The sequence below is a fragment of the uncultured Porphyromonas sp. genome, assembly GCF_900541275.1.
In the GTDB taxonomy this organism is placed as follows: domain Bacteria; phylum Bacteroidota; class Bacteroidia; order Bacteroidales; family Porphyromonadaceae; genus Porphyromonas_A.
The window spans coordinates 157,563-171,375 of record NZ_UQJH01000002.1 but is presented as its reverse complement, the minus strand read 5'-3'; the positions used below and the strand labels follow the sequence as shown (position 1 = coordinate 171,375).

Sequence of the window (13,813 nt, the reverse complement as noted above, 5' to 3'; positions counted from 1 at the left end):
CAAAGGTAATCTCTTTTTCCTCCCCCTCCCAGCACATCAAAATGCGAATTAGCCCTTTTGTGGCTCAGGGCGACAAAAAAGGGGTATATTTGTCCGTAGATTGAGACCTGCCGTAACTCCGACTATCAAACCAATACTTCAATACACCGTAACGATGAGTAGTAACTCTCTAAGCCACAAGATCGCTGACAATATCCGGATCCTTGCCCTCTCCATGGTAGAGAAGGCCTCATCCGGCCACCCCGGAGGAGCCATGGGTGGCGCCGACTTCGCCGCTGTGCTCTTCTCTGAGTACCTCCGGTATGACCCGGAGGACCCGGCGTGGATCGCCAGGGATCGCTTTTTCCTCGACCCCGGTCACCTCTCCTCCATGCTCTATAGCGTGCTGGCGATGCAAGGCTTCTTTACCACTGAGGAGCTACAGCGCTTCCGCCAGTGGGGCAGCCCGACACCGGGACACCCGGAGCTGGATATCAAGCGAGGGATAGAGAATGGCTCCGGCCCGCTCGGGCAGGGGCATACGATGGCGGTGGGTGCTGCCATCGCGGCAAAGAAGATGGGCGCCCACTTCGATGAGGCGCTGATGCAGCAGCGGATCTACGCCTTCATCTCTGACGGAGGTATCCAGGAGGAGATCTCGCAGGGGGCCGGTCGTCTCGCCGGGCACCTGGGGCTGGATAACCTGATCATGTTTTACGACGCCAATGAGGTGCAGCTCTCCACCCGCGTCGATGAGGTGGACAGTGAGGACGTGGCGATGAAGTACCGCGCCTGGGGCTGGGAGATATTTGACATCAATGGCAATGACCCGGATGAGATCCGTCGCGCTCTCGATGGTGCTATAGCGGTCAAGGGCAAGCCGTCGCTCATCATCGGTCACACGCTGATGGCTAAGGGGGCGATCGATAAGGAGGGCGGTCGCTCGCTTGAGGATCAGGTGTCTACCCATGGTCAGCCGCTCTCCAAGGCCGGTGCCGATGTCCGTCGTACCATTGCCGGTCTCGGTGGTGACCCGGACGATCCTTTCGTCATCTTCCCGGAGGTGCAGGAGTGCTTTGCCAAGCGGCGCGAGACGCTCATTGAGGATAAGAAGGAGTGGCAGGCACGCTTCGACAGCTGGCGTAAGGCTAAGCCTGAGGCCGCAGAGGAGCTGGAGCGGTGGCTTGACCCTGAGGTGAAGGGCGTAGACTGGTCGCAGATCGAGCAGGCACCGGACAAGGCGACCCGCAATGCTTCGGCAACCGTCCTCGGGCATCTTGCCGAGCTGGTACCCAATATGATCGTCTCCAGCGCAGACCTCTCCAACTCCGACAAGACGGATGGTTTCCTCAAGAAAACCACCCCCATCACACGGGACAACTACGATGGCCAATTCATCAATATGGGCGTCTCCGAGCTGACGATGGCGGTGGTGAGCATGGGGCTGATGCTGCATGGGGGGCTGATCGCCGCCTGTGGCACCTTCTTCGTCTTCAGCGACTATATGAAGCCGGCGATCCGCCTCTGCGCGCTGATGGAGCTGCCGGTAAAGTTTGTCTGGACCCACGATGCCTTCCGTGTCGGTGAGGATGGTCCGACCCACCAGCCGATCGAGCAGGAGGCGCAGATCCGCCTGATGGAGAAGCTGCGCAATCACTCCGGCAATAATGCGATGCTGGTGCTCCGTCCTGCCGACGTGGAGGAGACCACTGTCGCGTGGAAGATGGCTCTGGAGAATACGAAGAGCCCGACGGCGCTGATCTTCTCCCGCCAGAATATCAAGAACCTCCCCGAGAACGACTACACCAAGAGCCTCCGCGTCGAGCGAGGCGGCTACACCGTCATCGAGCGTAAGGCTCCAGAGGCGGTGCTGATCGCCTCCGGATCAGAGGTGAGTACGCTGGTCGCCGGTGCCGAGTTGCTTCGCGAGCGAGGCATCGAGGTCAATGTCGCCTCCATACCGAGTGAGGGACTCTTCCGTCGTCAGCCGGAGACCTATCAGGAGAGCGTGCTGCTCCCCGGCGTACCGCGCTATGGACTGACTGCCGGGCTGCCGGTCACCCTCGAGGGGATGATCTCCCACAGCGAGGGCCGGATCCACGGGATGGCGTCCTTTGGCTTCTCCGCCCCCTACACGGTGCTGGATGAGAAATTTGGCTACACGGCTGAGACGGTCTGCCGTGAGGTAATGGAGCTATTGGGAAAGAAGTAAACTATGATAACAGGAGTACATAAGATAGGTCTGGCCAGTGATCACGCCGGATACTATATCAAGATAGCGGTGAGGGACTTCCTCGCAAAGTGGGCTCCCGAGGTGGAGCTGACCGACTATGGGACGGACAGCGGGTCTGCCAGCTGCGACTATCCCGACTTTGCCCACAAGCTGGGCGATGCCCTCGACAGGGGCGAGGTGGATATGGGCGTCGGTGTCTGCGGCTCCGGTGAGGGGATCCAGATGGCGCTCAATAAGCACCACTCCGTCCGTGCGGGACTTGCCTGGATGCCGGAGATCGCATCGCTAATCCGGCAGCATAATAACGCCAATGTGCTGGTGCTGCCGGGACGCTTTGTGCCGGTGCAGGAGGCGCAGGAGATGGCGGAGATATTCTTCAGCACTGACTTCGAGGGCGGTCGCCATGAGCGTCGGGTCCGGAAGATAGCGATAGACTATGGAGAGACTCTATCCTGACTTCGAGCATCGGGATGCTGATACCCTTGTCGCTCGGGTGCGGGAGGATCTAGCGACCTATCGGGAGGAGCTGGAGGAGATCCGCTCCGTACCGATAGAGTCTGCCACCTTTGGCAATACCGTGCTGGCTCTGGAGCAGGCCGGTAGGGCGCTGGACGTGTCGTCGGCCACCTTCTACAACCTCCTCAGCTGCGATGCGGACGATCGCCTCATGGAGCTGTCGGAGGAGCTGACGGAGGAGCTGACCGATGTCGCCAATGAGATCTCTCTCGATCCCGACATTGCCGCCAAGGTGAAGAAGATCTACGAGGCACCACAGGATGCGCTCTCTCGGATCGACAAGAGGCTCCTCCTCCGTACCTACGAGTCCTACCGGGACAATGGGTCGATGCTGCCGGAGAGCAGCCGACAGGAGCTGAAGGGGCTCCGTAAGGAGCTGAGCTTGGCTACACTCCGATTTGGGCAAAACGTCCTGCGGGAGCAGAATGCCTATCGTCTCTCAGTCCTCGATGGTGAGTCTCTCCAGCGATTGCCCTCCTCAGCTCTGGAGCAGGCACGTAAGAGAGCGAAAGAGGAGGGTGTAGAGGGCTGGATCTTTGACCTAAGTATGCCGTCCTACAGTGCGCTGATGCGCTTCTGCAGCAATCGGGAGACCCGCAAGCAGATATACCTCGACCGCGGTACGCTCTGCTACGACACCTCGAGAGAGACGAGCAACATCGCCACGATATACGACATCGTCCGACTGCGGCACTCCATCGCAAAGCTCCTCGGTCACGAGACCTATGCTGATCTGGTACTCTCCAAGAAGATGGCAAAAACGCCCGAGGCGGTCTATCAGATGCTTAACAAGCTACGCGATGCCTACCTCGCCAAGGCGCATGAAGAGGTGGAGACGATAGCCAACCAGGCGGAGCGAAGGGATCAAATCTCAAAGCTGGAGCCGTGGGACTGGAGCTTCTATGCGGAGCTCTATCGCCAGAGGGCGCTGAAGTACGATGAGGAGCAGACGAGACCTTACTTCGAGCTGTCGTCCGTGGCGGAGGCGATGTTTGGCCTCGCCGGCAAGCTCTACGGGGTAGAGCTCCACCGCAATCCCGAGCTTCCGGTCTACCACCCCGATGTGGAGGCATACGATGTGCTGCGTGAGGGACAGCTGCTGGGGACACTTCTCCTTGACTACTTCCCTCGTAAGGGCAAGCGGTCCGGTGCCTGGATGACCAATTATGTGGAGGAGTATGAGGGGGTACGCCCGGTGATCAGCTTGGTGACCAACTTTACCCCGCCCAGCGACGATAAACCCTCGCTCCTCACCTTCGACGAGACGACGACGCTCTTCCACGAGTTTGGCCACGCCCTTCATGGGCTACTGACGACCGTGAAGTACGCCTCTCTCAGCGGGACCAATGTGGAGCACGACTTTGTGGAGCTGCCGTCGCAGATGAATGAGAACTGGATGCGCCAGCGCGACTTCGTGAAGTCCTTTGCGAAGCACTATGAGACCGGTGAGGTGATCGGGGACGACCTGCTTGATGCGATCGAGCGGAATGCGCTCTTCCTCGATGGCTATGGCTGTATACGTCAGCTCACCTTTGGCTACTTAGATATGAAGTGGCACGCCACCGACCCGGAGACCCTGCCCACCGACATTGAGGCGGTGGAGGCTGAGGCTCGCAAGGGGCTAGAGCTGCTCCCGCATGCAGCGGGGACGGCGATGAGTCCTTCCTTTACCCATATCTTCAGTGGTGGCTACGCTGCCGGATACTATGGGTATAAGTGGAGCGAGATCTTGGACGCAGATGCCTTTGAGGAATTCATTCATAATGGTCTCACCGACCGCGCCACGGCCGATCGCTTCCGGGAGAATATTCTCGAGAGGGGCGACTCGGAGGATCCGGCAGAGCTGTACCGAGCCTTTAAGGGTCGGGATGCAACGGTAGATGCGCTGCTTCGTCGCTCTCACCTGATCCAGTGATTCGCCCAAGGCGATCAGGATTACTTGAAAATCATGAAGGAATGCCCCTGCTCGTCAGGGGCATTCCTTTTATCCGTACAAGTCGGAGGGCAAGTACAGACTCCGGTATGGAGGCTTTTACCCAAAGTCCTGAGCCGGGCTAAGCGGGCTGTGATAAAATGACTACCTTTGCAGTGTCCTTCCGGGCGAAGCAAAGGTGCATCCGGAGGGCTGGTGTTTCCCATCTAATATAGTGCACAAGTTGTCTATGGCTATTCATTATTACTCAGAGGGCGAGGCGGTCCCCCCATTTCTCCGTCGAGAGGTGGGCGCTTGGATCACGTCTGTGGCCGAAGGCTATGGCAAGACCATAGGTGAGCTCAATTATCAATTCTGCAACAATGAGCAGATGCTCGAGATGAATAGCAAGTTCCTCGATCATCACTACTACACGGACATCATCACCTTCCCAAGTGGAGACGATGACGAGGTGCTGGTGGCGGACATACTGATCTCGCTCGATCAGGTCCGGCTCAATGCAGCAGAGCTTGGGGTCACGCCCGGGAGCGAGTTGCTCCGGGTGATGATCCATGGGGTACTCCACCTCTGCGGTCAGGACGATGTGACACTTGAGCTGGAGACGGAGATGCACCACGCCGAGGACCGCGCCCTTGCCCAGCTGCCTGAGAGGGTCTGGCGAGATATCCCGGCATCGGAGGCGTGGATGAGCGTCCGGTGAGCAAGGGGAAGGAATAAGGAAGAAGAAGTAGAGGGAGCATCTTGTTGTCGAGCTTAAGTGTAGAGATTCACTCTGCCTGGCCCGCCTTCGATGGGTATGAGGCGGCGCAGTACGTCGACTCGGCGCCGGACTATACCGACACCTTGCTGGCGATGACGCTGGTGCTGGTGGCGCTATCCCTACTGCTCTACCATATGCTTCTGAAGCCTCGAGGCAGAGGGCGTGCTATGCTGCTGCTCACTGCTCCGCCGAGGGCGATCCCGAGAGTGCGGGAGATGTTGCCGTCTGTAGGCTTTTTCGTCACGGGGTTGCTGGAGAGCCTCCTTTTGGTGGCTCTGCTGGTGACGCTCCTGCTACCGGAGACGAGTGGGGTCGCCTCGCTGTCAGTCACAGGCTTTTGGCTCAGCGTGGGGAGGGTCGCTCTCTGGCTGGCACTTCTTTTTATCATAGCCACCATAGCGCAGGCCTGGATGGTCTACACCTTCTGCCACTCCGACCAGATCTCGCTCTGGTGGGCGGACTACCTGATCCTGATGATCGTCGCTGCCAATACGCTCCTCCTGCCGCTCCTCCTGCGACTCTTCACGCCCCTGAGTACTACCGCTCTCGTGATCCTCTCGGTCGGTCTTTATGTGGTCTCGCGAATACTCTTGTGCTACAGAGAGATACAGATATTCAGTCACCTGAGACATTATCCCCTGCATATTATTTTGTACCTTTGCGCTTGCGAAATAGGCCCCTTGCTCTTTGGGCTCAAGGTCGCCTCCCTAAGTGTGAATCAGTAGCATATCACAAATGTCCACAAAGACACGTAAAGTTCTTGTTCCACAACCCGAGCCTCCTAAGAAAAACTCGCCCTACTATCAGCTGGCGGAGGAGTATGGGCTGGAGTTGGTATTCAAGCCACTCTTCCATTTTGAGACCCTGACGGCTCGACAATTTCGTGATCAGAAGGTAGATATCCTCAAGCATACGGCGGTGATCCTCACCTCAAGGACCATCACGACACACTTCTTCAAGCTGGTGAGCGACCTGCGCTGCACGCTGCCTGAGGACTTTAAGTATTTCTGCGCCTCGGAGCGTGTCGCTCTTTTCCTGCAGAAGTTTATCACCGTCCGTAAGCGGAAGATCTTTTTCCCCGAGAAGAATGGCTCCTCATCGGACTTCCAGACCATTATCAGCAAGCACGACAAGGAGAAGTATCTCGTGCCGGAGATAGAGGAGCGGGAGTCGGAGGTCGTCGCTATGCTGGCGGATACAAAGGTGAAGGTGAATGCCTGCGACGTCTGCCGGATCATTTACGCTGAGCTGACGCCGGAGGAGATTGACTCCTTTGATTTCCTACTTTTCTTTAGTCCCAATGGCCTCTCTGCCATTAAGGCTGCCTACCCCGAGTATCAGCAGGGGAAGCAGATCGTCGGCTGTCTCGGCGAGGGCACGCGTGATGACCTTGAGCAAGCGGGGCTGCAGGTGCACATCAGCGCTCCGACACGCGAGTACCCGAGTATGACTGCAGCCTTAGAGCATTATCTCCAGGAGGAGAAGAAGGGGGCAAAGTAATCCCATGAAGCAGTATGGGCTGACGAAGAGCGAGCGGCTCTATCTGAGGGAGGAGATCGGCGCACTCTTTGAGAGTCGGAGGCGCTTTGTCTGCTACCCGTACCGCGTCGTCTGGCGCTTCGAGGAGCCCTCGGAGGAGCCACTCAAGGTCCTTATCTCCGTCCCCAAGCGGCTGATCCGCCATGCGGTGGACCGCAATACGATCAAGCGTCGCACCCGAGAGGCGTGGCGACTGCAGAAGGGCCCCCTGAGGGCGCTTGCAGAGGAGCGTCAGGGTACACTGCTGGTCGGTCTGCTCTACATTGGTGATCACGTATCCCGCTCGGAGCGACTCTCTGCAGCTGTATCGAAGTCCATCGGACGGCTCTGCGAGGAGATGAAGAATGGTTCTGCCCTATGAGTCTCAAGTCTGTCATACAGAGCATCGGTGCCTTCGTCGGCAAGTTGCTGATCCTGCCGATCCGCTTCTACCAGAAGTATATCAGCCCTCACACGCCACCCGCCTGTCGCTTCACTCCCACTTGTAGCCAGTATGCGATCGAGGCGATCCGGAAGCATGGTCCGATCAAGGGTCTACTCTTGGCCATCTGGCGCTTGCTGCGGTGCAATCCCTGGGGCGGCAGTGGCTATGATCCGGTGCCATGAGACTCCTTGACTTCCACACCCACCTACCTAATATAGAGCGCTACCGCGGTGACTCCTCAGTCATCGCGGTTCGCTCGCTTATGCCGGACGAGGAGCTCGACGATCGATCGGACCTCTTCACTGTCGGGATCCACCCGATGGATAAGCAGCGGTACGCCGACCCGGATGGTCTGCTCCTCAGGCGGATCGATGAGCTGGGCGAGCGCTTCCTCGGCATCGGAGAGTGTGGATGGGATCGTCGATCGCAGCGCTCTATGGAGGAGCAGACCGCCCTCGTGCGATGCCATATAGCCCTTGCAGATCGGCTCTGCTGTCCCCTTATCCTACACGTGGTAGGCGGGTGGCACCTCCTGCTGCGAGAGCGGCGATCACACCCGGAGGGGGTCTGGGTGGTGCACGGATTTAGGGGCAAGCCCGCACTCCTGCGACAGCTGGAGGAGGCGCAGATACAGGTCAGCCTCCATCCCTTATACCGCTGGGATGAGGTGCCAAAACGGCCTTTTTTTATAGAGACCGATGAGAGCGACCTCCCGCTCCGGGAGATCTATAGTCGAGTGGCGAAGCAGCTCGGCGAGCCGTTAGCAGAGCTCAGTCAGAGGATCCTCTCCTCATACAGTAGGCTTCTGACCTCAGATAGGTGACACCGCATCGTCAGGCTCATCTCTCCCTCACCTCTGCCTGTAGTCTCGGAGGATAAGGTCAGCGGTGGCAGCGGGAGTCTCCGCGGGTGTGATCCGCGTAATGGTCAGCCCGCGCCGCTCCATACCTCGGATCCAAGTCATCTGTCGCTTGGCAAACTGGTGTATCGCCACCTCCAGGCACTGCTCCATCTCATCGTAGGTGAGCTTACCGGTGACGTAGTCGGTGACGTAGCGATACTCCAGTCCGTAGTAGGTGAGCTGCTCGGGGCGAAGGTGCTTCAGAAGCCCCTCCACCTCCTCCACCATCCCCTCACGAAGTCTCTTCCTGAGCCGCTCCGAGATCCGCCCTCGACGGGTCTCTCGAGAGATGTCGAGGCAGTAGATCGGCCCCTCTAATGGGGGACGGTCGAGGTATCGCTCACCATGGTCGCGGAAGTAGAGCGCCACCTCTATGGCCCGCTCCATTCGTCGTCTATTCTCCGGATCCTTCAGGTCCTCCAGTGCACCCAGCTGCTCCGCCCTCTCGCGAAGGGCATCGAGGCTCAGACGGCTTAGCTCCTCCCTCAGCACCTCATCCCGGGGGACATCGGGCAGGTGGTACCCTCGGAGTGCAGCCTCTATGTAGAGGCCTGAGCCTCCGCAGAGGATCCGTGGGGTACCCTCCGGCAGGGACTGCCATACCCGGTCAAAGTCCTCCAGGTACTGATAGAGGCTGTAGTGGTCACCCGCCTCGGCAATGTCGATGAGGTAGTAGGGGACCTGGTCCCCATCCACCACATAGTCCTCCAGATCCTTCCCCGTCCCGAGATCCATACCCCGATAGACCTGGCGAGAGTCGCCACTGAGCACCACCCCGCCCACTCGGTGAGCAAGGTGTGCCGCCACCGGGGTCTTCCCGGAGGCTGTCGGACCGATGATCGTCAGCAGCTCAGCCACTGAGTCGCTTACTTGCTTAGCGAGGCGAGTAGGCTGTCGGGGTACGTCCCGTCCTCGTGGAGGCGAGCAAATTTCTTGACCACCCCGGGACGATCCTCAGCGTAGGTGACGCCAAACCACCGTGCCGGCGTATCCAGCACCTTGCAGGTCGCCTTTCCCTCGTGTACGAGGTCATTCACCACCGTGGGGATATAAAATTCAGCCTTCGGCTTCTCTAAGTTGGCATCGAGGAACTTCCGGAACGCCTCCTGGCTGTGAGCGAAGTAGTCGGGTGTGAAGCCCCACATATTCATCGATACCGGGGTATTCTCCTCCAGCTCGACCTCCGTCCCACTCTCGTCCTTGAAGCTTATCCGTCCCTCATCATTGCGCCCGATGCTGGTCCGCTCCACCACCTCAGCGAGGTAGCCGCGGTCATCTGTGACACAGACACCGCGAGATACGGTGCCGCTCTCACTGAGGGTATTGCCACAGCGGTAGCCCACCATGGCATACTCACCCTCCTTCCCCTCCACGCTGCGGAGGAAGTCTGCCAGCGCCTCGAAGCTCTCACGACCATAGAAGTCGTCCGCATTGATCACCGCAAAGGGCTCGTGGATCACCTCCTCACCCATCATCACGGCATGGTTGGTACCCCAGGGCTTAGTCCGCTCCTCGGGGACCTTGTAGGAGTAGGGGATCTTGTCCACGCTCTGGAAGACCAGCTCTACCGGGATCAGCCGGTCGTACTTGGAGACGATCTTCTCCCTAAACGCCTGCTCGAAGTCCCTGCGGATGACGAAGACCACCTTGCCAAATCCTGCTTGGATGGCGTCATAGATAGAGTAGTCCATAATGGTCTCCCCGTGGGGGCCGAGACCGTCGATCTGCTTCAGACCTCCATAGCGGGAGCCCATGCCGGCAGCGAGTACAAATAATGTCGGTTTCATTGATAAGAGTTTTACCTGATTGATACTTTTCTTTCCCCCAAAGGTACCCATTTCCCCGCAAGCCACCCCCGTGCTCGCCATCGCTTCCGCATCCGGTCTTTATAGAAATCTCTCGCATCCGTGAGTGATCCACTCTCTTCTTAGCCCGCTCCTTAGGAAACCCTGTGGGCGAGTATGCCTCTGTATGACGGGCTTCATAGGGTTACCTTGGACGCATCACCTCTGGACTCTCAAGCTCTCCCTTTTTGGAGAAAGCGATAAAGTGGTACCTTTAGTGTCATAAGGGCAGGTATCAATAGGAGACCTTGCCCAAACCACAGTAGAAAAGAATTCGTATGGACACGTCAATAGGCGAAGAGAGAGCCCGCAGAACCGCTCAGTGGGAAGAGAAGCACGGAAAGAAGCTCAAAGAGCTGAGCCGAAACGAGTGGATCGAAGCAATGATGGAAATCGGAGCAATGACCCGACAAGAGGCAGAGGACTACTTGAATTATTTGATAATGAATAGGTAGGAAAGACCTCTGCTCCCAAAGCAGAGGATCTAATCTCCTTAGGGACGGAAGCGACGACCAACGAAAGGGCAGAAGCCTATCCAAGTTCGCAATAAAGACCATTTTGCAAAGGTCTTCTGACAGATAGAGGAGCGTCCCTGATGATCGGCTGATCATCGGGGGCGCTCTTGTGTATAAGGGGGATTACTTGCCGAGCGTCAGCCCATCGCCTTGCTTGTAGAGAGGCGGGAGGTCGACAGAGAGCTTGCCGGAGACAGGGCGCTCGCCTGTCAGCGCCCGACCCATGGCGCGCATCCCTTCCGGCCGGGTGTCGTAGGCAAAGCCGACAGCGGTCGCAGCCTTCATCGCCTCCATATAGTCGAGCGCAGCGTAGGGGGAGGTGTGGAAAAGGAGGACGCTCTTCGTCTCAGCGAGGAGCTTTGTCAGGTCCTTGCCGGGAGCGAAGCCCTTCCAAGTGACGGCGACCACTACCCTGTCGTACGAGCGGAGCTTGTCGAGGATGGTCCGGCGGGCGGCGGGGCCGGTGGAGCGACGGATCGTGTATCCATCGGTGTGAGCGACGCGGTTGATCGTGGAGCGAAGGAGCTCGGCTGAGTCGTCACCATAGGTGAGGAGGGCGACACGGTCCTCCTTATCGAGCGGGAGGATGCCTTGCTCACTCTTTACCAGAGTCATCGCCCCCTCGTAGATCCGCTCAAGGAGCTCCCGGGAAGCACTTGGGCGGAGGTCAGCATCGAGGTGCTTCGTCTCCAGTGGCTCACGGCTGTCGGCACCGAGGAGGTGCTTCCAGACGAGTACCTTGCGACAGCGACGGGTGATCTCCGCCTGGGAGAGGATCCCCTTATCGACCGCTGCGGTCACGTCGTCGAGTGCCTGGAAGGGGTCTGTCGGTGCCACGAGGATATCGGCACCGGCGAGGATCGTGGTGACGTAGACGCCCAGCTCTCCGGCGCCATTGACGATCCCCTTCATCCCCAGACCATCGGTAAAGATCAGTCCGCCGAAGCCCATCTCGTGCTGAAGCAGGTCGGTGACGACGGCAGGGATGGCACTGGTCGCCCTTACTCCCGTGCCGAGCGCAGGGACGCTGAGGTGCCCCACCATCATACCCCCGTAGCCCTCACGGATGTAGGCGCGGAAGGGGGCCAGCTCCACTTGCTCCAGCTGCGCTCGGCTGCGACTGATCACCGGGAGGGTCTTGTGGGAGTCGGTGGAGGTGTCTCCATGGCCGGGGAAGTGCTTTGCTGTGGAGAGGAGCCCATTATCCTCAAGTCCCTTGGCGTAGGCAAGACCCATACGTATCACGAGGTCGGGCGAGGAGCCGAGACTTCTGTTGCCGATGACAGGGTTGGCGGGGTTGCTATTGACGTCAAGGACGGGGGCAAAGTTAACGTGTATGCCTATGCGTCGAGCCTCGTCCGCTGTTGCCCGACCATACTCATAAGCTAGTCGAGGGTCGTCGGTGGCGCCGAGGAGCATATTGCGGGGCCACTTCATCGAGTCGGAGAGGCGCATTGAGAGTCCCCACTCGCCATCCATGGCCACCAGCATCGGGACGCGTGCCTCACGGCGCATCCAGTTGGCGAGCCGGACCACATTCTTGGGGCTCCCCTTCTGCCAAAGGACGCAGCCAAACTCCCCCTCCACCACCTGTCTGTGCCAGTTGTCGAGCCCGGCCTTATCCACCCTAGGCCACGTCATCGGCATGATCAGCTGGGCCGCCTGCTGTCGGGGTGAGAGGGTTGCGAGGACGCTGTCGGCCCACGCCTCTGCGGCTGCCTTACGCTCCACGTCTCTCATCATCCTCGGCTCGACGACCTGAGCGCTTGCCATCAGTGGCAGCAGCATCGCCACCACTCCATATAGTATTGCTTTCTTTCTCATCGGTATAGATTATCAAAATGTGCTGCAATTGAAGCGGCCGTCGGGGTAGAGGAGGTAGTGGGCACGCATGGCAATGTAGTCATGGAGGTCCGCCTGCCAGCTCTCTCGGATCACCTCGGGTGAGACGCCCGACTCCAGCTGTCGGCGGAGCGTGGGACCTCCCGCGAGGAGGTCAAAGAACTTCGGTTTGGTGATCAGACGGACGCCGGCAGCCTTGCTGCGGGCGGCGATGTCGGTGAGGATCTCCACATTGATCCCCGGCTCGATGGTATAGTCCGTGAGGTCGGGTCCGTAGCACACTTTCCCCTCGTGCTTAGGAGAGTGCGCCCCGGCAATGCTCTGTGGGGTAAAGGTGTGGCAGCCCATCCGCCGGTCGGGGTAGCCGGTCTGCTCAAAGGGCTGCTCCGTGCCGCGTCCCTCGCTCCAGCAGGTCCCCTCGATGAAGCAGAGGGTGGGGTAGAGCAGCAGGGCGCGGTCGCTCCGGAGGTTGGGGCTCGGACGGACGGGCAGGCTGTAGGGGTCGCCGTGCTTCCACCCGAGGAGGGTGACGATGGTCAGGTCTGCGGTGAGCCCCTTGCCGAGCCAGCCCTCGCCATTGATCATCTGCCCCAGTTCGCCCATGGTGAGACCATGGACGGCGGGGATGGGGAGCATCCCGACGAAGGAGCGGTACTTCATATCCCTTAGCACAGGACCATCGACCGCATCGTGGGGATTGGGGCGGTCGAGGATGATGATCGGCGTGCCGGTCTCGGCGCAGGTCTGCAGGACGTAGTAGAGGGTGCTGATGTAGGTAAAGAAGCGTACCCCTACGTCCTGCAGGTCAACGAGGATCACATCCAGCCCGGAGAAGTCCTCAGCGGTCGGCTTGCGGTGCTTGCCGTAGAGGGAGATGACCGGCAGGCCTGAGACCGGGTCCGTGGCGGAGTCAACCTTTGCCCCCGCATCGGCCATGGCGCGGAAGCCATGCTCGGGGGAGAAGAGGCGCTTCACCTTGACCTCGTGAGCTATCAGGGCATCGAGGAGAAAGGTGTGGGCTGAGTCTGTCTGCACAGCCGCCTGATTGGCGACCAGTCCCACGCTCCTCCCCTCGGTGAGGCGGACGATCTCGTCCATTCGGTCGGCACCCACCTGCAGCTGTGCAGAGGCAGAGAGCGCGGGGAGTAGAAGCAGCAGGGCGAGGGCGATGGATTGTCTTACTGTCATAGGTGGGGAGAAATCATTTAGCCGTAGGTGCAAAGGCTTGGTCCATATGAGAGATTTCTAATACCGATATTAGCTCCGTCTAATATCGGTAAAAGGATTTTCTTTTAGCGGTATTAGATTTCTCTAATACCGATATTAG

Annotated in this window: 14 protein-coding genes; 10 read left to right on the top strand and 4 right to left on the bottom strand. The window is 59.1% G+C overall.

Going from position 1 to position 13,813, the window contains the following annotated elements:
* Positions 1-154 precede the first annotated feature (154 nt).
* From QZR17_RS02960 to QZR17_RS02920, 9 genes are all read left to right on the top strand, one after another.
* Entirely contained in the window at positions 155-2,191 is a 2,037-nt protein-coding gene (locus tag QZR17_RS02960) for a transketolase (RefSeq protein ID WP_297127505.1), read from the top strand.
* Between the two features lie 3 nt (positions 2,192-2,194).
* On the top strand, positions 2,195-2,668 hold the full coding sequence (locus QZR17_RS02955; RefSeq protein ID WP_297127502.1) for an RpiB/LacA/LacB family sugar-phosphate isomerase: 474 nt from the start codon (positions 2,195-2,197) through the stop codon (positions 2,666-2,668).
* Positions 2,649-4,643: a M3 family metallopeptidase gene (locus QZR17_RS02950; protein WP_297127498.1), complete on the top strand. Its 1,995-nt coding sequence runs from the start codon at positions 2,649-2,651 to the stop codon at positions 4,641-4,643. Before QZR17_RS02955 ends, QZR17_RS02950 begins: the two co-directional genes overlap by 20 nt.
* A 247-nt stretch (positions 4,644-4,890) precedes the next feature.
* Positions 4,891-5,361, top strand: a complete 471-nt coding sequence (gene ybeY, locus QZR17_RS02945) for an rRNA maturation RNase YbeY (RefSeq protein ID WP_297127495.1) — start codon at positions 4,891-4,893, stop codon at positions 5,359-5,361.
* Between the two features lie 44 nt (positions 5,362-5,405).
* The gene (locus QZR17_RS02940; protein WP_297127492.1) at positions 5,406-6,146 is read left to right on the top strand and encodes a DUF4271 domain-containing protein; all 741 of its coding nucleotides are present in this window, start codon (positions 5,406-5,408) and stop codon (positions 6,144-6,146) included.
* A 10-nt stretch (positions 6,147-6,156) separates the two neighbouring features.
* On the top strand, positions 6,157-6,921 hold the full coding sequence (locus QZR17_RS02935; protein WP_297127489.1) for a uroporphyrinogen-III synthase: 765 nt from the start codon (positions 6,157-6,159) through the stop codon (positions 6,919-6,921).
* Positions 6,922-6,925: 4 nt separating this feature from the next.
* Entirely contained in the window at positions 6,926-7,321 is a 396-nt protein-coding gene (locus QZR17_RS02930) for a ribonuclease P protein component (protein ID WP_297127486.1), read from the top strand.
* Complete coding sequence (yidD, locus tag QZR17_RS02925) at positions 7,318-7,566, top strand: membrane protein insertion efficiency factor YidD (RefSeq protein ID WP_297127482.1); 249 nt, start codon at positions 7,318-7,320, stop codon at positions 7,564-7,566. The genes QZR17_RS02930 and yidD overlap by 4 nt, the downstream gene beginning before the upstream one ends.
* Complete coding sequence (locus tag QZR17_RS02920) at positions 7,563-8,207, top strand: TatD family hydrolase (protein ID WP_297127479.1); 645 nt, start codon at positions 7,563-7,565, stop codon at positions 8,205-8,207. The genes yidD and QZR17_RS02920 overlap by 4 nt, the downstream gene beginning before the upstream one ends.
* A gap of 27 nt (positions 8,208-8,234) precedes the next feature.
* Here the strand turns inward: QZR17_RS02920 and QZR17_RS02915 are convergent, their stop codons facing one another.
* Together QZR17_RS02915 and QZR17_RS02910 are read right to left on the bottom strand one after the other, a co-directional pair.
* Positions 8,235-9,143 carry an isopentenyl transferase family protein gene (locus tag QZR17_RS02915; protein ID WP_297127476.1) on the bottom strand — a complete coding sequence of 303 codons (909 nt, stop codon included), beginning with the start codon at positions 9,141-9,143 and terminating at the stop codon, positions 8,235-8,237.
* An 8-nt stretch (positions 9,144-9,151) separates the two neighbouring features.
* Complete coding sequence (locus tag QZR17_RS02910; protein WP_297127472.1) at positions 9,152-10,072, bottom strand: nucleotidyltransferase; 921 nt, start codon at positions 10,070-10,072, stop codon at positions 9,152-9,154.
* 335 nt (positions 10,073-10,407) lie between these two features.
* Here QZR17_RS02910 and QZR17_RS02905 point away from each other — a divergent pair, with 335 nt between their 5' ends.
* Complete coding sequence (locus tag QZR17_RS02905) at positions 10,408-10,584, top strand: hypothetical protein (RefSeq protein ID WP_297127470.1); 177 nt, start codon at positions 10,408-10,410, stop codon at positions 10,582-10,584.
* A gap of 183 nt (positions 10,585-10,767) precedes the next feature.
* Here QZR17_RS02905 and QZR17_RS02900 read toward each other — a convergent pair whose 3' ends face one another.
* Both QZR17_RS02900 and QZR17_RS02895 read right to left on the bottom strand, forming a co-directional pair.
* Positions 10,768-12,468: a glycoside hydrolase family 3 N-terminal domain-containing protein gene (locus QZR17_RS02900; protein ID WP_297127467.1), complete on the bottom strand. Its 1,701-nt coding sequence runs from the start codon at positions 12,466-12,468 to the stop codon at positions 10,768-10,770.
* Positions 12,469-12,480: 12 nt separating this feature from the next.
* On the bottom strand, positions 12,481-13,674 hold the full coding sequence (locus tag QZR17_RS02895; protein WP_297127462.1) for a DUF1343 domain-containing protein: 1,194 nt from the start codon (positions 13,672-13,674) through the stop codon (positions 12,481-12,483).
* Between the last annotated feature and the right edge of the window lie 139 nt (positions 13,675-13,813).